Consider the following 19,778-nt stretch of genomic DNA (forward strand, 5'->3'; position numbering starts at 1 on the left):
CTGCGGCTGTTCCGGTGTTTCGAGGTACTTTGAGGTGATTCATGAAAATTTCTGATCTGCGCATTGGCGTCAAGCTAGCGGCGGGTTTCCTGGCGGTGGTGTTGCTGACCGCCTTGCTCGGCGCCATTGCGCTGGTGCAAATGTCCCGCATCCACGCCAACGCCGAGGAGATCGCCACCAACCTGCTGCCCAGCGTCACGCAAACGGGCGAGCTGCGCGTGCTGCTCAACCGCATGCGCCGCGCAGAGGCGGGCATGGTCGGCGCGCGCAGCGCGGCCGAGGTCAAGGCGTTTGCCGAGCAAGTCGCCGCGCGCCACAAGGACCTCAGCCGCGTCGAGGCGGTCTACGAGCCGCTCATCGACATGCCCAAGGAACGTGAGGTATTCAACGCCTACAAGACCCGCAAGGCGGCCTATGTGGCCCTGCAGGGCAAGCTGGCAGACATTGCAAAGGGCGTGGACTTCAGCACCGCCGAGACCATGGAGCTGACCGCTGACGCCTTGAGCATGCTGTATTCGGGCGAGTCGGAGTCAGCTTTTGTGGCCACTGCCGAGACGCTGGGCGAGCTGCAAAAGATCAATGCGGACGCCGCCTTGCAAGCCAACGAGGAAGCGAAGACGGTGTTCAATGTGGCGCGCGCCTGGGTGCTGGGCACGCTTGCGCTGTGTGTGGCATTGGCCGCCGTGCTGGGCGTGGCCATCACCCGCGCCGTGACCCGTCCGGCCCACCATGCGGTGCAGGCTGCCCGCGCCATTGCAGATGGCGACCTGGCGACCGAAGTGCCTTCGGGCGGCAAGGATGAAATGGGCCAGCTGCTCAACGCACTGGGCGACATGCGCGCCAACCTGGCGCGGGTGGTGTCCGGCGTGCGCAGCAATGCTGAAGGCGTGGCCTCAGCCAGCGCGCAGATAGCCTCCGGCAACAACGACCTGAGCGCGCGCACAGAGCAGCAGGCCAGCGCGCTGGAAGAAACAGCAGCCTCCATGGAAGAACTGGGCTCCACCGTGCGCCAGAACGCCGACAACGCACGCGCCGCCAACCAACTGGCCGTCAGCGCCAGCACCGTGGCCGTGCAAGGCGGAGACGTGGTGGCCGAAGTCGTCGAGACCATGAAAGGCATCAACGCCAGCAGCAACAAGATTGCAGACATCATCAGCGTCATCGACGGCATCGCCTTCCAGACCAACATCCTGGCGCTCAATGCAGCCGTCGAAGCCGCCCGCGCCGGCGAACAAGGCCGGGGCTTTGCCGTGGTGGCCGGAGAAGTACGCAACCTCGCAGGACGCAGCGCAGAAGCCGCCAAAGAAATCAAAGCCCTCATCACCGCCAGCGTGGAACGCGTGGAACAAGGCACCGCCTTGGTGGACAAAGCCGGAGCCACCATGACCGAAGTCGTCAGCGCCATCCGCCGCGTGACCGACATCATGGGAGAGATCAGCGCCGCCAGCAGCGAACAAAGCGCAGGAGTCGGCCAGGTGGGAGAAGCCGTCACCCAGATGGACCAGGCCACCCAGCAAAACGCCGCCCTGGTGGAAGAAATGGCCGCAGCTGCCAGCGCACTGAACGCCCAGGCCGGCGAACTGGTCAACGCCGTGGCCGTGTTCAAGCTCGACGCCAACAGCACATCAAGCCACAGCCCGGCGCGCACCAGCGCAGCCCCTGCTCGCGCCCCCATGGCAGCGCCCAGCTACAAAGCCCCGGCCCGCAGCAGCCTGGGCAGCAGCGCCAAGAGCAGCAGCAAACCCGCCGCCAGCCTGGCAGCGCCCAAGACTGGCAACGCAGCACCAGCGGCCCCAGCAGCCAGCGCCGCAGCCCCCAAACCGGCAGCGCCCAGCCCGGCACCGGCCAAGGCCGGGGGCAACGACGACGACTGGGAGAGCTTCTGACGAGGGCCAGACAGGCCCCTGGATGCAGAGTTCAGGTCAAAACGGCTGCAAGCGCAGGTGGAACATGCGCTGATAGCAATCAAAAAAGAAGCAAAAAGCACGCAGGGGGCATACCTTCTGCGTGCTTTTTTACGTGGCACTTGGGAATGCGCCGCCCCTTCAGGTCCGGCAGGGGGCCGGTCCGTAGCCCCGTCAGCGGTGCGGGTTGGGATACACCAGATGCAGCCCTGGCAACTGCGGACGCTGGAAGGGTTGCCACACCACGCCCGGGCCGTGCGGCTGGCCCAGGCGGTCTGCCACAGCCCACCAGGCGCTTGGGTTCAGGCCGATGCCAAAGTGGCTGGCCACCACTTCGATGTTCTCGGTGTGCGGGTTGTGGTCGGCGGGCGCCTGGATGCTGCCGCGCCAGGCCACCACGCCGTCGGTGCGTGAGTAGATGCTGGTGGTGGGCACTGGGGGCGCCTCGGGCAGGTTGTAGTTCTCGGTTTCGCGCTCGATGCTGCGGCCGCTGGCGAACTGGTAGATGCGCCATGCGTTGGTAGAGGTGTGGGGCCCGGCAAAGGGCGTGCCCAGGGTCACCACGCAGCGCACCAGGTCGGGCATTTCCTTGGCTAGCTCGCGGGCGTAGATGCCGCCCAGGCTCCAGCCCACCAGGCTGACCTTGTTGCCGCTGGCATCCGCCGCTTGCTGCAACTGGGCCTTGGCGTTCTCCAGCACGCCTTCGCGGGGCCCCAGGTTCAGGCCCTGGCCCCAGCCCAGCGTGTTGTAGTTGCGCGATTCGAGGTAGCGGCGCAGGGGCAGGGTGGTGGTGTCACCCGCCGTGAGGCCCGGGAACACGATGACCGTGTGCCCATCCCCCAGCGGGGCGCGCTGCAGCACAGGCCAGGCAGGCAGCACGGCGCCAAACTCCCACGGAGCGCGCAGCTCCAGGGCCAGCAGCGGCAGGCTCGGCGGTGGCATGTGGTCGGGGGCGGCGGATTTGCGGTCGGAGAAGAGGGGCATCGATTCGTCGTTCCAAAACGGCGCGTGCCAGGCAAGGCACACGGTTGGTGCGACGGTAGCAGTTTTTGCGCACCAGGGCGGGGCGCGAAATGGAGCAAGCTCTCCAATTGCACCGTCGTTAGCGGCCTCAGTCCCCTTGCATTGGCGTGGGGGATTGTCAAAAAATGTCACGAAATGAAACCTATGACTGCTATGCTTTGAATGGCTTTTGCGCATTTCGCGTTCTGGCGCCCCTCGCAGCCCCCTCCGCCTGAAAGCCCCGTGCCATGACCGCTTTTGTCGACTCTGCCGTCCCTGCCAACGCCCACTCTGCAACGTTGGGGCCCGCGTCCAGCGCGGCGGCCGCCGTGCGTGAATTCCTGACCTTTCGCCTGGGCGCGGAAGAATATGGCATCGACATCCTGCGGGTGCAGGAAATCCGCTCGTACGAACGGCCCACGCGCTTGGCGCATTCGCCTGACTTCATCAAGGGAGTGATCGACCTGCGCGGCCGCATCGTCCCCATCCTGGACCTGCGCGTGAAGCTGCAGTGCCCCGAAGCCAGCTACAACGACTTCACCGTCGTCATCATTCTGGACATCGGCTCCACCGTGGTGGGGGCAGTGGTGGACGCGGTGGCCGATGTGGTCTCGCTCACCCCCGACCTCATCAAACCCACGCCCCAGTTCGAGCGGCAGGGCCATGTGGACCCCGCCTTTGTTACCGGCATTGCCAGCCTGGGCGAACGCATGCTGATCGTGATGGACATTGAGGCCCTGCTGAGCAGTGACGAAATAGGACTGGTGACAAAGGCTGCATAGAGCTAAGGTAGCCACAGGCAGAACACGCACAACGATCAACCCGAGGAGAAGAAGGATGAATCAGTTCAAGATTTCCACCCGGCTCGCGATAGCTTTTGGCGTCATGGTCCTCTTGCTGGTTGCTTTAGGGGCTGTGAGTTTGGTGCGATCTGCCAGCCAGCGTGCCGAACTGACCGACGTGGTGGGTGTGCGCATACCCATCACCAAGGCGCTGGGTACGTTGGCGGACGGTGTGAACGTGCAGGCGACCCAATTTCGCAATTTGGTGATTTTTTCGAACGCGGCAATTCTGAAGGCCTCCCAAGACCAGATCGGTGAAGCCAGATCGCGGGTGATTGAGGCCTACAAAGATCTGGACCGCCTGATCATCTCCGACAAGGGCAAAGAGGCCATGGCGCGCATGCAAGAGCGTCGGACGGAGTTTCTGAAGGTGGGTGACCAATACCTTGCACTGATCAACCAAGGGCAAAAAGACGAAGCCATCAAACTGCTGGAAGAACAGCTCCGCCCTGTACAACTTGCCTACCAGGCCAGTATCAAGGAACAGGTGGAACTGCAGGCACAGTTCACCGTCGCAGCAGGGCAGCGTGCAGAGTCGCAAGCAGGCGCCCTGCAGCGCGATGTGCTGATTGCGGCCGCACTCGCTATCGGCATCGCGATCTTTCTGGCCATCACCATCATCCGCTCCATCACCCGCCCCCTGGCGCAGGCGGTGGAGGCGGCCGACCGCGTGGCCGGTGGCGACCTGAGCGGCCAGATCGTCGTGCAGTCCAAGGACGAAACCGGCCACCTGCTCAGCGCCCTGCAACGCATGCAGCAAAGCCTGGTCAACACCGTCAGCACGGTGCGCCAGAATGCCGAAGGCGTGGCCTCAGCCAGCGCGCAGATAGCCTCCGGCAACAACGACCTGAGCGCGCGCACAGAGCAGCAGGCCAGCGCGCTGGAAGAAACAGCAGCCTCCATGGAAGAACTGGGCTCCACCGTGCGCCAGAACGCCGACAACGCACGCGCCGCCAACCAACTGGCCGTCAGCGCCAGCACCGTGGCCGTGCAAGGCGGAGACGTGGTGGCCGAAGTCGTCGAGACCATGAAAGGCATCAACGCCAGCAGCAACAAGATTGCAGACATCATCAGCGTCATCGACGGCATCGCCTTCCAGACCAACATCCTGGCGCTCAATGCAGCCGTCGAAGCCGCCCGCGCCGGCGAACAAGGCCGGGGCTTTGCCGTGGTGGCCGGAGAAGTACGCAACCTCGCAGGACGCAGCGCAGAAGCCGCCAAAGAAATCAAAGCCCTCATCACCGCCAGCGTGGAACGCGTGGAACAAGGCACCGCCTTGGTGGACAAAGCCGGAGCCACCATGACCGAAGTCGTCAGCGCCATCCGCCGCGTGACCGACATCATGGGAGAGATCAGCGCCGCCAGCAGCGAACAAAGCGCAGGAGTCGGCCAGGTGGGAGAAGCCGTCACCCAGATGGACCAGGCCACCCAGCAAAACGCCGCCCTGGTGGAAGAAATGGCCGCAGCTGCCAGCGCACTGAACGCCCAGGCCGGCGAACTGGTCAACGCCGTGGCCGTGTTCAAGCTCGACGCCAACAGCACATCAAGCCACAGCCCGGCGCGCACCAGCGCAGCCCCTGCTCGCGCCCCCATGGCAGCGCCCAGCTACAAAGCCCCGGCCCGCAGCAGCCTGGGCAGCAGCGCCAAGAGCAGCAGCAAACCCGCCGCCAGCCTGGCAGCGCCCAAGACTGGCAACGCAGCACCAGCGGCCCCAGCAGCCAGCGCCGCAGCCCCCAAACCGGCAGCGCCCAGCCCGGCACCGGCCAAGGCCGGGGGCAACGACGACGACTGGGAGAGCTTCTGACGAGGGCCAGACAGGCCCCTGGATGCAGAGTTCAGGTCAAAACGGCTGCAAGCGCAGGTGGAACATGCGCTGATAGCAATCAAAAAAGAAGCAAAAAGCACGCAGGGGGCATACCTTCTGCGTGCTTTGTTACTTGATGGATGTGCGAGTGGCATCAGCGGCTGGTGAAGTTGGCTGGTTGCCAACCGGGGCCGTCGTCCCAGCCCCAACGATGCGACTCGTACGCAAACGTAACGGAAAGCGCTATGCTGGGCCTGACCGCCACGGCGCGCGGTCTTTGCATGGGTGGGCATTTCTTTTTGCGCCGTTCTCCCCAGGAGTTCCGCAATGGACCGTGGTTTCAGCGCTGTGCGCACACGCTTGCGCACGCACCAGCCCCCGGCCGCTGACGCGGCCCGCCGGGCTTGGGTGCAAGGGGTTGCAATGCCCACTCTGGCACCACCAAGGCCGCCGCCCCGGGCCGCTCTGGCTGCTGTTGCCACTTGCTCTGTGCTCTTTTCCCACCGCTGGCGCGCAGCCAGCGGGGCTCAGCCGTGTGCATAGTTTCCCTCAGGAGTGTTGTCATGAACCAGTTCAAGATTTCCACCCGCCTGGCGGGTTTGCTTGCGGCCCTGTGTCTGCTGGTGCTGCTGGTGGGCGTGGCGGGGCTGTATGGCATGGGCAATTCCAATGCCGGGCTCAAGTCGGTCTACGACGACCGGGTGGTGCCACTCAAGCAGATCAAGGTGGTGGCGGACATGTATGCCGTCAACGTGGTGGACACAGCCCACAAGGTGCGCGACGGCGCGCTGACCCCTGCGCAAGGCCTGCAGTCCGTGGCCGACGCGCGCAAGGCCATCGATACCAACTGGAAGGCCTACCTCGCCACGCAGCTGGTGCCGGAGGAAACGCAACTGGTCGAGCGCTTCAAGCCGCTGCAGGCCAAGGCCGATGCGGCGACCGACGTGCTGGCGGGGCACTTCAAATCGGGCGATGTGGCGGCGCTGACCGCGTTTGCTGCCAAGGAGATGTACCCCGCCATCGACCCGTTGCAGGCGGTGCTGGGCCAGCTGATGCAGGTGCAGCTGGACCGTGCCAAGGCCGAGTACGACAGCGCGGCTGCCAGCTACCAGACCATTCGTGCGCTGGCAGTCACGGCGGTGGTGGCGGGCATCGCGCTGGCGGTGCTGATGGGCGGCGCCATGATCCGGCAGATTTCGCGCGCGCTGGGCGATGCGGTGCAGATCACCGACGCGGTGGCCCAGGGCGACCTGACCGTGGCGATCCACGCCCGGGGCAAGGACGAGATCGCCCATTTGCTCAGCGGCCTGACCACCATGCGTAACAACCTGGCGCATGTAGTGTCGGGCGTGCGCAGCAACGCCCAGGGGGTGGCGTCTGCCAGTGCCGAAATCGCCTCGGGCAACAACGACCTGTCGATCCGTACCGAGCAGCAGGCCAGTGCACTCCAGGAGACCGCTGCGTCGATGGAGGAGCTGAGTTCCACCGTCAAGCAGAACGCCGATAACGCGCGCCAGGCCAACCAGTTGGCGATGAGCGCATCCACCGTGGCGGGGCAGGGCGGTGATGTGGTGGCCGAGGTGGTGACCACCATGAAGGGCATCAACGACAGCAGCAAGAAGATCGCTGACATCATCTCGGTCATCGATGACATCGCCTTTCAGACCAACATCCTCGCGCTGAACGCGGCGGTGGAGGCCGCCCGCGCGGGCGAGCAGGGCCGGGGCTTTGCCGTGGTGGCGGGCGAGGTGCGCAACCTGGCCCAGCGCAGCGCCGAGGCGGCCAAGGAGATCAAGTCGCTCATCACAGCCAGCGTGGAGCGTGTGGAGCAGGGCTCGCAGCTGGTGGACAAGGCTGGCACCACCATGACCGAGGTGGTGGGCGCCATTCGCCGCGTGACGGACATCATGGGCGAGATCAGCGCCGCCAGCAGCGAGCAGAGCACCGGCGTGTCGCAGGTGGGTGAGGCCGTGACGCAGATGGACCAGGTCACCCAGCAGAACGCCGCTCTGGTGGAGGAAATGGCGGCGGCCGCCAGCAGTCTGAGCCATCAGGCGCAGGCCTTGGTGGGGGCGGTGGCCGTGTTCAAGCTCACAGCCGACCAGGCGCGTGCAGCGCAGCCGGGCGGCGGAGCCACCGGGGCGCAGCGCCCCGTGCCCGCTGCACCTGCAGGCAAGCCTGCATCGACAGGCGCGCCCGTCAGGGAGACTTCTACCCTGCGGTCCACGGCCACGCCCGCACCTGCTGGCAAAAAAGCGTCCGCTGCTGCAGCAGCGCCTTCCGCAGCCAAATCGGCCAGTGCGCCGCCCAAGTTGGCCCAGCCTGTTGCCGCAGGTGCGGAGGACGATTGGGAGAGCTTTTGATGTGGCGCAGGCAGAGGGGCCGGTTGTAAGGTTTTTGCCCCTTGTTGGGGCATAAACTTCCTCATCAAAGCGGGCCAACCAAAGCGCCCGCCATTCGAGGCACAGGGACCGCAGGCTGCGCATAGCTCGCCACGGGCGGTGCGTGCGTCTGATTGCGTTTCTTTCCGGGCAATGGGGCAGGGGTGTCCACCCTTGGCTGCCCCAGCGCGCCACACCACGGGCGCCTTTCCCTCTGCCGTCCCTGCCAATACGTCATAGTTGTAAATTGATAAAATCATTTTTATCAAAAACAATGATACAATTGACGCCAATCCAGACCTTGCCACCGTCCTGACCGGCCACCCGTGCATGAGCACCCCCCCCCAGGCGATATGGCCCAAACGGCTGGCAAAAACCTACAAGTCCCACGAAAGAGTCCATGAACAACCTCAAAATCGGAGCACGCCTGAGCCTGGCCTTTGGCCTCATCCTGTTGATCACCGCCGCCATTGCTGCCACCGGTGTCTGGCGACTGGCAGTACTCAAGGAGGCCAGCAGCCGCATTGCCACTGTCGAAATGGAACGCAACGCCCTGGCGCAGGAGTGGAAGGCGGCCATCGACCTGAACTGGGTGCGGGCGTCGGCGTCGCTCAAGGCCACGGATGCGGGCTACATCCAGTCGCTCACGGCAGACATGGCCACCACGTCCCAACGGGCCAGCGAGGCGCAAAAGAAGCTGGAGGCGCTGGTGGATGACCCCACCGAAAAGGCGCTGATGGAGCGTGTGGCGGTGACCCGCAAGGCCTATGTGGACGCGCGCGCCAAATTGCTGGAGCGCAAGAAGGCGGGCGAAGATGTGTTTGCGCTGGTGGACAGCGACCTCAAGCCGCTGGCCACTGCCTACCTGCAATCGCTGGCCGATGTGGCGGACAACACGCACAAGCAGCTCGATGAGTTCGAGGGCGCCATCATCCAGGCCGCAGGCACCAGCCAGTGGGTGCTGGCGCTGGGGGCGATGGTGTCGGTGGTGCTGGGCGCATTGTTTGCGCTGTGGACCACGCGGTCCATCGTGGGGCCGGTGCAGCGGGCTGTGCACGCGGCCGACGAAATCAGCCATGGCAACCTGTCGGTCCACATTCCTGATCTGGGTGAAAGCCGCAATGAGATGGCGCACCTGCTGCGGTCGCTGAACGAGATGCAGCAGAACCTGTCGCGCATCGTGGGGCATGTGCGCTCGGGCTCCGAGAACGTGGCCACGGCATCGTCCGAGATCGCCCAGGGCAACAACGACCTGAGCGCGCGCACCGAGCAGCAGGCCAGCGCACTGCAGGAAACGGCGGCATCCATGGAGCAGCTCAATTCGACCGTGCGCCAGAACGCCGACAACGCCCGGCAGGCCAACCAGCTCGCGCAAAGTGCGTCCACCGTGGCCGTGCAGGGTGGCGAGGTGGTGAGCCAGGTGGTGGACACCATGAAGGGCATCCACGACAGCAGCAGCAAGATCGCCGACATCATCGGCGTGATCGATGGCATCGCCTTCCAGACCAACATCCTCGCGCTGAACGCGGCCGTGGAAGCGGCGCGTGCCGGCGAGCAGGGCCGGGGCTTTGCGGTGGTGGCGTCCGAGGTGCGCAGCCTGGCGGGCCGCTCGGCCGACGCAGCCAAGCAGATCAAGGCCCTGATCAACGACAGCGTGGAGCGCGTGACTGCGGGCACCACACTGGTCGATCAGGCCGGTGCAACGATGACCGAGGTGGTGGGCGCCATCAAGCGGGTGACGGACCTGATGGGCGAGATCAGCGCCGCCAGCTCCGAACAAAGCCAGGGCGTGGCCCAGGTGGGCGAGGCCGTCACGCAGATGGACCAGGTCACCCAGCAGAACGCCGCGCTGGTGGAAGAAATGGCCGCAGCCGCCAGCAGCCTCAACACCCAGGCGCAGGACCTGGTGAGCACGGTGGCCTTCTTCAAACTGGGCGCCCAGGGGGCGGTGGCAACGCAGGCGGCCAGCGGCAGCACACAGCGTGCTTCCTTTGCTCCGGCGGGGCGCGTGGGGGGCACACCGGCCTATGCACCGTTGCCGTCCCAGCGCGCCCTTGGCGCTGCTCCTGCGGGCAACGCGGGCGCAGCGCTGGGCATCAACCTGGATACAGCCATCCAGGCCCATGCCAACTGGCGCGCCAAGCTGCGCACCGCCGTCACCCAGAAGGAGCGGCTGGATGCGGAGACCGTGGGCCGCGACGACTGCTGCGAACTGGGCCAATGGCTGCACGGCGCGGGCAGCTCGCAATACGGTGGCAAGCCGTCTTTTGTGAACCTGCTGGGCGCACACCGCCAGTTCCACGAAGAGGCGGGCAAGGTGGCGCGCATGATCAATCAGGGTGCCTATGACCACGCAGAAAAGCAGTTGGCCAACGACACCGCGTTCTCCCGCGCCTCGCAAAAGGTCGCCACGGCGGTGATCCAGCTGGCGAAGGAGCTCAAGGTGCGCCTGGCGGGCTCGTCCCAGGCGGCGGCGCCTCGGCCTGCGCAGCCTGTGGCACTGGCCAGTGCGCCGCGCCCCAAGGTCACAAGTGCTGCGGGGGACGATGATTGGGAATCGTTCTGAGCCGTCGAGCCGCGCCGCCCCTTGCACTACGCGGGCAAGGGGCGTGTGGCGAAGCCTTTGCACAGGTTCTTACGGCGCTTGCTTGAACGGCAGGCGCTGGTGCAGGGACTCCAGGTAGTTCTCCACCCCGGCCCCTTCTCGGTCCAGAAAACGCTGTACCGCCTCTGCAAACGCGGGGTGCGCCAGCCAGTGCGCGCTGGTGGCCTGCACGGGCAGCAGGGCGCGGGCCATCTTGTGTTCGCCCTGGGCGCCTCCCTCAAACCGCACGGCGCCGTGGGCGATGCACCACTGCAGCGGCTGGTAGTAGCAAGCCTCGAAATGCAGGCAGTCCACACGCTCCAGGGCCCCCCAGTAGCGGCCGTAGGCCACCAGTCCGGAGCTTGGTTCATAGCCTGATTCAGAGCCTGAATCAGAGTCATTTGGGCCTGTAGCGCAAGATTCATATGCGCCGATAGCTATCAAACTGCTAGCAATAGGCCGCCCATCCCGCTCTCCCACAAACAGTAGCCAGGCGTCGGGCATGTGCGCGGCCATGCGGGCAAAGAAGTCGCGGGTGAGGTAGGGCGGGTTGCCGTGCTCCAGGTAGGTGCGCTCGTAGCAGCGGTAGAAAAAGTCCCAGTCTGCAGTGCTGATGCCAGCCCCGCGCGACCAGCGGAAGGTCACCCCTGCATCGGCCACGCGGCGGCGCTCCTGGCGGATCTTTTTGCGCTTGTCCTGCGACAGGCTGGCCAGGAAGTGGTCAAAGTCCCGGTAGCGCGGGGGCTGCCCAGCCGTGGCCGCCTCCCCTTGCGCAGCAGCCAGCGTGGGTGGCTCGTTCTTCCAATGAAATTGCACGGTGTGCCGCAGCATCAGGTCTTGCTGCACGCTGGTCTGCACATCGTCATCGCTGGCAAACAGCACGTGCACAGATGACACGTTCTCTTGCTCGCACCACTGGCACACCGCCTGCACCAGCAGGGCCCGTGTGGCAGCATCGCGCGCCAGCAGGCGGCTGCCGGGCACAGGGGTGAAGGGCACGGCGATGACGGCCTTGGGGTAGTAGGGCACGCCATGCTGCTCATAGGCGCTGGCCCAGGCCCAGTCGAAGACGTATTCGCCATACGAATGGCTCTTGAGGTACAGCGGGCACGCGGCCACCAGGGTGTCGCCTTGCCACAGCGTCATGAAGCGGGGCGTCCATCCGGTGCGGGGCGTAGCGCTGCCGCTGCTTTCCAGCGCCGCCAGGTATTCATGCCGCATGAAGGGCGTGGGGTGGCTTTGCTGCGCCAGCAGGCGGTTCCAGGCCGCAGCATCCACGTCCAGCGCGGAGGGGAGCACGCGGGCGATAATGTCAGCTTCAGCCATGCAGGCCCCTGTGATGCTCCCTTGATGGCGGGCCTGCAACGGCGGTATCCAACCCGGCCGCAGGGGCCGATTCCAGTTCCATGACGCTCTCCATTTGCACTGCGCAGCTCAACTTTGTTGTGGGCGACATGCCCGGCAACGCCCAAAAGATCATTGCGGCAGCCCGCGAAGCCTATGCCCAGGGGGCCCGCCTGTTGCTGACGCCGGAGCTGGCCATTTGCGGCTATGCGGCCGAAGACCTGTTCCTGCGCCCCGCCTTCATTGCGGCCTGTGATGATGCCGTGAAAACCGTGGCCCGCGAGACTGCGGGGTTGAAAGGCCTCGCCATCGTGCTGGGTCACCCGCAGGCCATGGCCCCTGGCGCGCAGGCCTTCAGCGTGTGCTTCAACGCCGCCAGCGTGGTGCGCGACGGCAAGATCGAGCAGACCTACGCCAAGCGCGAGCTGCCCAACTACCAGGTGTTTGACGAGCGGCGTTACTTCGTGCCGGGCAGCAAGCCCTGCGTGTTCGAGGTGGAGGGCGTGAAGGTGGGCGTGCTGGTGTGCGAAGACGCCTGGTTTGCCACCCCCGCGCGCGACACGGCAGCCGCCGGGGCGCAACTGCTGGCGGTCATTAATGCGTCGCCTTTCCACCTGGGCAAGGGCTCGGAGCGCGAGGCCACGATGCGCGCCCGTGTGGTCGAGACGGGCCTGCCGTTGGTCTACGCCCATCTGGTGGGCGGGCAGGATGAGGTGGTGTTTGAAGGCCGGTCGTTTGCGCTGGCGGCCGATGGCTCGGTGGCGGCGCGGGCGCCTGCTTTTGTGGAAAAACTGGTCTATGCGCTAGTGGAACCTGCCCAAGGTGCTATCAAAATTACAGCAGAGGTGGCTCCCGAGCGCACGCTGGAGGCCGATCTGTGGGATGCCCTGGTGCTGGGCGTGCGCGACTACGTGGGCAAGAACGGCTTCCCGGGCGCGTTGCTGGGGCTGTCGGGTGGCATCGACTCGGCGCTGGTGCTAGCGATTGCGGTAGACGCGCTCGGTGCCGACAAGGTCCGCACGGTGATGATGCCGTCGCCCTACACCGCCGACATCAGCTGGATCGACGCGCGCGACATGGCAACGCGCATGGGCGTGCGCTACGACGAGATCTCGATCAAGCCGCAGTTCGAGGCGTTCAAGGCTGCGCTGGCCACCGAGTTTGCTGGCTTGCCTGAAGACACCACCGAAGAAAACCTGCAGGCGCGCATCCGGGGCACGCTGCTGATGGCGCTGTCCAACAAGTTCGGTGCCATCGTGCTGACCACGGGCAACAAGAGCGAAATGTCCACCGGCTACTGCACCCTGTACGGCGACATGGCCGGCGGCTTTGCGGTGATCAAGGACGTGGCCAAGACCCGGGTGTTCGACCTGGCCCGCTGGCGCAATGCCAACGATCCTTATGGCACGGGTGCCACCCCCATTCCCGAGCGCATCATCACCCGCCCGCCCAGCGCTGAACTGCGGCCCGACCAGAAAGACCAGGACAGCCTGCCGCCGTACGAGGTGCTGGACGCCATCGTGGCCCGCTATATGGAGAACGATGAGCCCATCGAATCCATCATTGCCAGCGGCTTTGCGCGCGCCGATGTGGAGCGCGTGACACGGCTCATCAAGCTCAACGAGTACAAACGCCGCCAGGCTCCCGTAGGGATTCGCGTCACGCGCCGCAGCTTCGGCAAGGACTGGCGTTACCCTATCACCAGCAAATTCAGGGCGTGATGCGTTCGCGCCGTGCCCTCCCCCTTTTTTTACATCCTCCAGGAGACCCGCCATGAAAATGATCACCGCCGTCATCAAGCCCTTCAAGCTCGAAGAAGTCCGCGAAGCCCTGGCCGAATGCGGCGTGACCGGCCTCACGGTCACCGAAGTGAAGGGTTTTGGCCGCCAGAAGGGCCACACCGAGCTGTACCGTGGCGCGGAATACGTGGTGGACTTTCTGCCCAAGGTGAAAGTCGAGGTCGTCGTGAAGTCCGAGGATGTGGACCGCTGCGTGGACGCCATCGTGAACGTGGCGCGCACCGGCAAGATCGGTGACGGCAAGATTTTTGTGACCGCTGTGGAGCGCACGGTGCGTATCCGCACGGGCGATCTGGATGACGCGGCGGTCTGAGGTGGTCACCCTCTGAGCCGCTTGGCGCGTTCCGCCTTCTCATAGGGCTGCGCCACCGGGGAAGAGGGCATCGCCGGTACAGCCGTGCCGCCCATGAGCTGCGTTTGCTGGCGTCGGGCGCGCCAGCACAAGCCAGCGCCTGTCGGGCAGTCAGATCACTGAGCGCAGCGGGATCTGGCGGGCATTGGTGCCGGCCTGTTCCACCAGGGATTGCAGCAGCTCGCTGGCGTCACTGCCAGAGTGCAGCAGGCCCATCTGCCACTCGCCCATGAAGCCACTGGCCACGCTGGTCTGCAGAAAACCCAGCAGGCCGTCGTAGTAGCCCGCCACGTTCAGCAGGCCCAGCGGCTTGTCGTGGTAGCCCAGCTGGCGCCAGGTCCACACCTCAAACAGTTCTTCAAACGTGCCAATGCCCCCGGGCAGGGCGAGAAAGGCATCGCTGCGCTCGGCCATCATGGCCTTGCGCTCGTGCATGGTCTGCACGATGTGCAACTCGTCGCACTGTCGGTTGGCCAGTTCCTTGTCCACCAGCGCCTGCGGGATCACACCCACCACCCGGCCACCCGCCAGCCGCGTGGCTTCGGCCACGGTGCCCATCAGGCCGCTGCGACCGCCGCCGTATACCAGTTGCCCGTGGTGCGCACCAATCCACTGGCCCACCGCTTGCGCAACCTGGGTATAGGCCGGGTTGTCACCGGGGCGCGAGCCGCAGTACACGCACACAGAAAAAGCGGGTTCAGCCATGGAAAAACCTCTGAAATAACGCGGCGGCCCAGATGCCGATGCACAGCAGCAAAGCCAGCAAAACTGCCGCACTGCCCATGTCCTTGGCACGCTTGGACAGGTCATGCCACTCGGGCCCGATGCGGTCGATGGCGGTTTCGATGCCAGTGTTGAGCAGTTCCACAATCATCACGATGACCACGGAGCCCGCCAGCAGGGCCACTTCGACCCAGCTGCGGCCCAGCCAGAGCGACAGGGGCAGCAGCACCATGGCGCCGATGGCCTCCTGGCGGAAGGCTTTCTCGTTCCAGCCGGCCCGCAGCCCTTCCAGGGAATAGCCTGCCGCATGCCAGATGCGGTTGAGGCCCGTGCGGGCCTTCTGGGGGTTGGCAGGGGCCGCCGATGGGGGGGGAGAGGGTTGCATGCGCTTATTTTTTGGGGATTTCGTAGTGCACCAGACGCGTGCCGGCCAATGCGTCGTGCCAGAACTGCCGAGTGGGGTGGAAGCGGCTGAGCAGCGCCCAGACGGCCACCCAGCCCAGCACGATCACCGCAGACTCACCGCCCGACAGGGAGAACGGTGCAATCGCCGCCAAAGGAGGCAAAAACCACAGCCAGCTCAAGACATAGCGCAGCAAGGCACGCGGCTGGCTGATGGGTTGACCGGCGGTGCCGACCACGCGGATGTGCCAGGTTTTCTGCGCCAGGGTCTGCCCTTTGGCCCAGAACCAGGTGAAATAAATGCCGAACACCACGAACAGAAAGGCCTGCAGCGCATGCCGGTTGTCCATCGCGTTCCGGGTCTGGCTCAATGTGCCGAACAGGTAGCCCGCAATGAAGACCACACCGAACATGAGCATGCCTTCATACAGCCAGCAAGCCATGCGCCGCCACAGATTGGGCGTGGGGGCGCCAGCGAGGGTGGTGCCGAAGGAGGCGGGGGCCGCCGTTTGCGGCGTGAGGGGAGGGGGAGAAACGGACATTCCAGGTCAGGCCCGTCGGGCCAGGGGCAGGTTGCAAACCTACTGAGGATACAGGCCGGAGGTGTCAGGGGTCACCGGGGGAGGCGTTGGCGAGCTGGAGCCTTCCGCGCCGCTGCTACCCAGAGGGGGGAGCGCAGCAGGCACCGCGCTGGGGATCGCCACGGGGGCCGTTTCCACCCCGGCTGTGGAGGCCGCTGGCGCTGGGGATGCCGGGGCAGCAACGGTTGCTGGCGCAGGTACGGGCGCTGCAACGCGGGGCGAATGGTCTACGACCGGTGGAATCTTGGGCGCGTTCGGCCGATCCGGGCTGGCCTGGGTGGCCGCTGGCACCTGCACCAGCTTCTTGGGAGACACCGGGCGCAGGGCGGGAGCGGCACCATGCGGGTTGGGGGCTGCCTTGGAGGCCAGGGCCTTGCGTTCTTCGTCCGACAGTGCCTGGTAGGCCTCCCACTGGGCCCGCTTGTCATCGCCGGCCAGGCGTTTGGTGACGGCGTAGTTCAGGCGCGCCTGGTTGCGTTGCTGGGCGCTCAGGCTCGCCCAGTCGGTGATGCGGTCATGGAACTTGCGCTGTTCCTCTTCCGAAAGGTTGGGGTAATTGGTGGCCAGATCGAGCCAGCGGCGTTTTTGGGCTTCGCTGATCAGTGCCCACCGTTCTGCCAGCGGATACAGCGCCAGCTTTTGTGCCGTGTTGAGCGTGCCCCAGCCCGGTCCCGATTCGGTGGCGGGGGGCATGTTGACGGCAGACAAGTCCGCACGGGCATTGTTGGGGCGGGCCACGGCAGCCTCGGCGCCCGCCTGCAGCACGGTGCTCGGAGCCATGCGCATCTGCACCCATGCCTGCCAGCCACCCGCGGTGAGGGCGCCCAGAAGCGCCAATGCCAGCACAAAGGCTGGCAGCGTGGAGGGGGCTTCGGTGGGGCTTGGGTGCATGCAGTCCAGAGTCAGGCAGTCAGTTCGACTGCGCGGAAGTCTTGAGGAATTGTACGAAGCCTGGGTCCGAGTAGGCGGCAGGTGGCAGGTCGTCGGTCAGCAACGCGGCATCGACTTCGGCCACGTCATTGGCGGCGCGTTCGTCCTGGGCAATGTTGATGACCACCAGGCCCACCACCAAGGCCAGCAGCGGAACAGCCGAAACCAGGGCATTCCACCAGCCGCCGCCTTCGCCGCCACGCCCCAGGGTGGCGGTGCTGCCTGCGTTGACCACTACGGCAGCCGGCGCCGTACGGCGCACCGGCACGGTGACCTTGCGTTTGGCCAGGGCCTGCATGCGCGAGGCACGCAGTCGCTCAGAAATGTCGTAGGGCAGCGCCTCGGTCCCGCTGGACAGTCGGGCCGTGACGCGCAGCGCGAAGCGCTCTGCGGCTGCTTCAGCTTGGGTCGATGGTGTCTGTGCAGTGTTCTTCATGGCTCGATTCCTTTGGCCTTCAGTGCCTTGCTGAGGGTTTGTATGGCGCGAAAGCAGTGGGTTTTGACACTGCCTTCAGAGCAGCCCATGGCGGCGGCTGTCTCTGCGACGTCCATTTCCTCCCAGTAACGCATCAGGAACGCTTCCCGTTGACGTGGCGGCAATTCGGCAATTTCTTCCTCAATGCCCTGGAATATCTGGGCGCGGCGGGTCAGGTCTTCCGCGCTTTCGGCCTTGTCCCCGTCCTCTGTCCCTGAATACGCTTCGAGTAGATCAAAATCCGTGCCATCTTCGCCTGGGCCCTCGAAGTCGCTCATGCTCGAAAACAGTGCATTGCGCGTCTTCTGGCGCCGGAACCAGTCCAGGGTGCAGTTGGAAAGAATCCGCTGGAACAGCATGGGCAATTCGCTTGCCGGCTTGTCGCCGTAGTGCTCTGCCAGCTTGAGCATGCTGTCTTGCACAATGTCCAGCGCCGCTTCCTCGTTGCGAACGTGGTAGACCGAGCGCTTGAATGCGCGCTTTTCTACGCTTTTGAGGAAATCGGAGAGTTCTTGTTCGGTTGCCAAGACGGGTCAGCCCGGGAGGAGATCGACGCAAAAGTCTGCAGTTTTGCAACCGCATGGCGCCTTAAAGCCCCTGATTATCGCACCCGCCGGAGTTTTTTTCGGCGGCGCTGCATTTTGTGTGTGTTGCAGTGCGATAATTGGCGTTGCAATTCAAAAGGCAAACGGGTCACGGTCCGGCGCGGCAATCATCCCGCCCATGTCCTTGGCCTCAAGTCCCAAGCTGGCTTCACAAGAGCGCGTGCGAGGGGCACCCAAGGTTTTTCGTCAGAGAAATTCACAAAGGTTGATCGATCATGGAAATCTCCAAAGCTGAAATCTCTTCAGCAGCCGCTGCTTCGCAGGGCAACGCATCCCCCGCTTCCACATCTCAGGACCTCATGGGTGCCGAGATCCTCATCAAGTCGCTTCAGGCTGAGAACGTCCAGTACATCTGGGGCTATCCCGGTGGTGCGGTCCTGTACATCTATGACGCGCTGTACAAGCAAGACTCCATCCAGCACGTGCTGGTGCGCCACGAACAGGCGGCCGTGCATGCTGCGGACGGCTATGCCCGAGCCACAGGCGAGGTGGGCGTAGCGCTGGTGACCTCGGGCCCCGGTCTGACCAATGCCGTGACCGGCATCGCCACCGCATACATGGACTCGATCCCCATGGTGATCATCTCTGGCCAGGTGCCCACGCCCGCGATCGGGCTGGACGCCTTCCAGGAGTGCGACACGGTCGGCATCACCCGTCCCATCGTCAAGCACAACTTCCTCGTCAAGGACCCGCGCGATCTGGCCGCGACGATGAAAAAGGCCTTCCACATCGCACGCACCGGCCGCCCCGGCCCTGTGGTGGTGGACGTGCCCAAGGACGTGTCGTTCAAGAAAGTGCCATACACCGGCTACCCCCAGACGGTGGAAATGCGCTCGTACAACCCCGTGCGCAAAGGCCACGGTGGGCAGATCCGCAAGGCGCTGCAGCTGCTGCTGGCGGCCAAGCGCCCCTATATCTACACCGGCGGCGGCGTGTTGCTGGGCAATGCCACCAACGAGCTGCGAACGTTGGTGGACATGCTGGGCTACCCCGTCACCAACACGCTGATGGGCTTGGGCGCCTACCCTGCCAGCGACCGCAAGTTCCTGGGCATGCTGGGCATGCACGGCACCATCGAAGCCAACAACGCCATGCAGAACTGCGACGTGCTGCTGGCTGTGGGTGCCCGGTTTGACGACCGCGTGATCGGCAATCCCAAGCACTTTGCACAGAACGACCGCAAGATCATCCACGTTGATATCGATCCATCGAGCATCTCCAAGCGTGTGAAGGTGGACATTCCGATCGTCGGCGACGTGAAGGATGTGCTCACCGAGCTGATCTCCATGATCCGCGAGAGCAGCACCCGCCCCGATGCTGGTGCCCTGGCAGCCTGGTGGGACACCATCGAAGGCTGGCGCAAGCGTGAGTGCCTGAAGTACAGCATGGGCAGCGGCGACGTGATCAAGCCCCAGTACGTGGTCGAAACGCTGTGGAACATGACCAAGGATGGTGATACCTACATCACATCCGACGTGGGTCAGCACCAGATGTGGGCGGCGCAGTACTACCGTTTTGACGAGCCGCGCCGCTGGATCAATTCCGGTGGCCTGGGCACCATGGGCGTGGGCATTCCGTACGCCATGGGCATCAAGCTGGCCAAGCCGCAGTCCGAAGTGTTCTGTATCACCGGCGAAGGCTCGGTGCAGATGAACATCCAGGAACTGTCCACCTGCCTGCAGTACAACACGCCGATCAAGATCTGCTCGTTGAACAACCGCTACCTGGGCATGGTGCGCCAGTGGCAGGAGATCGAGTACTCCGGACGCTACAGCCACAGCTACATGGATGCGTTGCCCAACTTCGTGAAGCTGGCCGAGGCCTATGGCCACGTGGGCATGCTGATCGAGCGTCCTCAAGACGTGGAGCCCGCGCTGCGCGAAGCCCGCAAGCTCAAGGACCGCACGGTGTTCATGGACTTCCGTACCGACCCCACCGAGAACGTGTTCCCGATGGTGCAGGCCGGCAAGGGCATCACCGAAATGCTGCTGGGGTCGGAAGACCTTTAATTCAGCATCAAATCGGCCTCTGGCGCTTGTCCATAAAGCGC

Annotated in this window: 17 protein-coding genes; 8 read left to right on the top strand and 9 right to left on the bottom strand. The window is 64.8% G+C overall.

The window, feature by feature from the left end:
• Positions 1-41 precede the first annotated feature (41 nt).
• A complete protein-coding gene (locus C380_RS09540) occupies positions 42-1,886 on the top strand; it encodes a methyl-accepting chemotaxis protein (protein ID WP_015013643.1) in 1,845 nt (614 codons plus the stop codon).
• Between the two features lie 192 nt (positions 1,887-2,078).
• Here C380_RS09540 and C380_RS09545 read toward each other — a convergent pair whose 3' ends face one another.
• Entirely contained in the window at positions 2,079-2,888 is an 810-nt protein-coding gene (locus C380_RS09545; RefSeq protein WP_015013644.1) for a triacylglycerol lipase, read from the bottom strand.
• A 266-nt stretch (positions 2,889-3,154) separates the two neighbouring features.
• On the opposite strand from C380_RS09545, the gene C380_RS09550 reads away from it, so the two are divergent.
• The 3 genes from C380_RS09550 to C380_RS09560 all read left to right on the top strand — a co-directional run bounded on the left by C380_RS09550 (position 3,155) and on the right by C380_RS09560 (position 7,915).
• The gene (locus C380_RS09550) at positions 3,155-3,688 is read left to right on the top strand and encodes a chemotaxis protein CheW (protein WP_015013645.1); all 534 of its coding nucleotides are present in this window, start codon (positions 3,155-3,157) and stop codon (positions 3,686-3,688) included.
• Between the two features lie 55 nt (positions 3,689-3,743).
• Entirely contained in the window at positions 3,744-5,552 is a 1,809-nt protein-coding gene (locus tag C380_RS09555; protein ID WP_015013646.1) for a methyl-accepting chemotaxis protein, read from the top strand.
• A 563-nt stretch (positions 5,553-6,115) separates the two neighbouring features.
• Positions 6,116-7,915 carry a methyl-accepting chemotaxis protein gene (locus tag C380_RS09560; RefSeq protein WP_015013647.1) on the top strand — a complete coding sequence of 600 codons (1,800 nt, stop codon included), beginning with the start codon at positions 6,116-6,118 and terminating at the stop codon, positions 7,913-7,915.
• Positions 7,916-8,167: 252 nt separating this feature from the next.
• Here C380_RS09560 and C380_RS25275 read toward each other — a convergent pair whose 3' ends face one another.
• Positions 8,168-8,335 carry a hypothetical protein gene (locus C380_RS25275; protein ID WP_168162354.1) on the bottom strand — a complete coding sequence of 56 codons (168 nt, stop codon included), beginning with the start codon at positions 8,333-8,335 and terminating at the stop codon, positions 8,168-8,170.
• On the opposite strand from C380_RS25275, the gene C380_RS09565 reads away from it, so the two are divergent.
• On the top strand, positions 8,334-10,499 hold the full coding sequence (locus tag C380_RS09565) for a methyl-accepting chemotaxis protein (protein WP_015013648.1): 2,166 nt from the start codon (positions 8,334-8,336) through the stop codon (positions 10,497-10,499). The genes C380_RS25275 and C380_RS09565 overlap by 2 nt on opposite strands.
• 69 nt (positions 10,500-10,568) lie before the next feature.
• On the opposite strand, the gene C380_RS09570 is transcribed toward C380_RS09565, so the two are convergent.
• The gene (locus C380_RS09570) at positions 10,569-11,843 is read right to left on the bottom strand and encodes a GNAT family N-acetyltransferase (protein ID WP_015013649.1); all 1,275 of its coding nucleotides are present in this window, start codon (positions 11,841-11,843) and stop codon (positions 10,569-10,571) included.
• 80 nt (positions 11,844-11,923) lie between these two features.
• On the opposite strand from C380_RS09570, the gene C380_RS09575 reads away from it, so the two are divergent.
• Positions 11,924-13,582: an NAD+ synthase gene (locus C380_RS09575; RefSeq protein ID WP_015013650.1), complete on the top strand. Its 1,659-nt coding sequence runs from the start codon at positions 11,924-11,926 to the stop codon at positions 13,580-13,582.
• 52 nt (positions 13,583-13,634) lie between these two features.
• Positions 13,635-13,973 (top strand): P-II family nitrogen regulator, encoded by a 339-nt coding sequence (locus tag C380_RS09580; protein WP_015013651.1) that lies wholly within the window; start codon positions 13,635-13,637, stop codon positions 13,971-13,973.
• Positions 13,974-14,123: 150 nt separating this feature from the next.
• Here the strand turns inward: C380_RS09580 and C380_RS09585 are convergent, their stop codons facing one another.
• From C380_RS09585 to C380_RS09610, 6 genes are read right to left on the bottom strand one after another with little or no spacing between them, the layout of a single operon-like run.
• Positions 14,124-14,717 carry a TIGR00730 family Rossman fold protein gene (locus C380_RS09585; protein WP_015013652.1) on the bottom strand — a complete coding sequence of 198 codons (594 nt, stop codon included), beginning with the start codon at positions 14,715-14,717 and terminating at the stop codon, positions 14,124-14,126.
• Positions 14,710-15,120, bottom strand: a complete 411-nt coding sequence (locus C380_RS09590) for a diacylglycerol kinase (RefSeq protein ID WP_015013653.1) — start codon at positions 15,118-15,120, stop codon at positions 14,710-14,712. The genes C380_RS09585 and C380_RS09590 overlap by 8 nt, the downstream gene beginning before the upstream one ends.
• A gap of 4 nt (positions 15,121-15,124) precedes the next feature.
• Positions 15,125-15,679 (bottom strand): RDD family protein, encoded by a 555-nt coding sequence (locus C380_RS09595; RefSeq protein WP_015013654.1) that lies wholly within the window; start codon positions 15,677-15,679, stop codon positions 15,125-15,127.
• Positions 15,680-15,718: 39 nt separating this feature from the next.
• Positions 15,719-16,609: a DUF3106 domain-containing protein gene (locus C380_RS09600; protein ID WP_015013655.1), complete on the bottom strand. Its 891-nt coding sequence runs from the start codon at positions 16,607-16,609 to the stop codon at positions 15,719-15,721.
• Between the two features lie 19 nt (positions 16,610-16,628).
• Positions 16,629-17,084 carry a DUF3619 family protein gene (locus C380_RS09605; protein ID WP_015013656.1) on the bottom strand — a complete coding sequence of 152 codons (456 nt, stop codon included), beginning with the start codon at positions 17,082-17,084 and terminating at the stop codon, positions 16,629-16,631.
• Positions 17,081-17,650, bottom strand: coding sequence for an RNA polymerase sigma factor (locus C380_RS09610; protein ID WP_015013657.1), 570 nt, complete (start codon positions 17,648-17,650; stop codon positions 17,081-17,083). Before C380_RS09610 ends, C380_RS09605 begins: the two co-directional genes overlap by 4 nt.
• 293 nt (positions 17,651-17,943) lie before the next feature.
• Here C380_RS09610 and C380_RS09615 point away from each other — a divergent pair, with 293 nt between their 5' ends.
• Positions 17,944-19,737, top strand: a complete 1,794-nt coding sequence (locus tag C380_RS09615) for an acetolactate synthase 3 catalytic subunit (RefSeq protein WP_015013658.1) — start codon at positions 17,944-17,946, stop codon at positions 19,735-19,737.
• Positions 19,738-19,778: the final 41 nt, after the last annotated feature.

Origin of the sequence: Acidovorax sp. KKS102 (assembly GCF_000302535.1) — a bacterium.
In the GTDB taxonomy this organism is placed as follows: Bacteria; Pseudomonadota; Gammaproteobacteria; order Burkholderiales; family Burkholderiaceae_C; genus Acidovorax.

Coding starts and splice junctions, on each gene's coding strand:
- C380_RS09540 (WP_015013643.1), top strand. CDS start 42: ATGAAAATTTCTGATCTGCGCATTGGCGTCAAGCTAGCGGCGGGTTTC.
- C380_RS09545 (WP_015013644.1), bottom strand. CDS start 2,888: ATGCCCCTCTTCTCCGACCGCAAATCCGCCGCCCCCGACCACATGCCA.
- C380_RS09550 (WP_015013645.1), top strand. CDS start 3,155: ATGACCGCTTTTGTCGACTCTGCCGTCCCTGCCAACGCCCACTCTGCA.
- C380_RS09555 (WP_015013646.1), top strand. CDS start 3,744: ATGAATCAGTTCAAGATTTCCACCCGGCTCGCGATAGCTTTTGGCGTC.
- C380_RS09560 (WP_015013647.1), top strand. CDS start 6,116: ATGAACCAGTTCAAGATTTCCACCCGCCTGGCGGGTTTGCTTGCGGCC.
- C380_RS09565 (WP_015013648.1), top strand. CDS start 8,334: ATGAACAACCTCAAAATCGGAGCACGCCTGAGCCTGGCCTTTGGCCTC.
- C380_RS25275 (WP_168162354.1), bottom strand. CDS start 8,335: ATGGACTCTTTCGTGGGACTTGTAGGTTTTTGCCAGCCGTTTGGGCCA.
- C380_RS09570 (WP_015013649.1), bottom strand. CDS start 11,843: ATGGCTGAAGCTGACATTATCGCCCGCGTGCTCCCCTCCGCGCTGGAC.
- C380_RS09575 (WP_015013650.1), top strand. CDS start 11,924: ATGACGCTCTCCATTTGCACTGCGCAGCTCAACTTTGTTGTGGGCGAC.
- C380_RS09580 (WP_015013651.1), top strand. CDS start 13,635: ATGAAAATGATCACCGCCGTCATCAAGCCCTTCAAGCTCGAAGAAGTC.
- C380_RS09585 (WP_015013652.1), bottom strand. CDS start 14,717: ATGGCTGAACCCGCTTTTTCTGTGTGCGTGTACTGCGGCTCGCGCCCC.
- C380_RS09590 (WP_015013653.1), bottom strand. CDS start 15,120: ATGCAACCCTCTCCCCCCCCATCGGCGGCCCCTGCCAACCCCCAGAAG.
- C380_RS09595 (WP_015013654.1), bottom strand. CDS start 15,679: ATGTCCGTTTCTCCCCCTCCCCTCACGCCGCAAACGGCGGCCCCCGCC.
- C380_RS09600 (WP_015013655.1), bottom strand. CDS start 16,609: ATGCACCCAAGCCCCACCGAAGCCCCCTCCACGCTGCCAGCCTTTGTG.
- C380_RS09605 (WP_015013656.1), bottom strand. CDS start 17,084: ATGAAGAACACTGCACAGACACCATCGACCCAAGCTGAAGCAGCCGCA.
- C380_RS09615 (WP_015013658.1), top strand. CDS start 17,944: ATGGAAATCTCCAAAGCTGAAATCTCTTCAGCAGCCGCTGCTTCGCAG.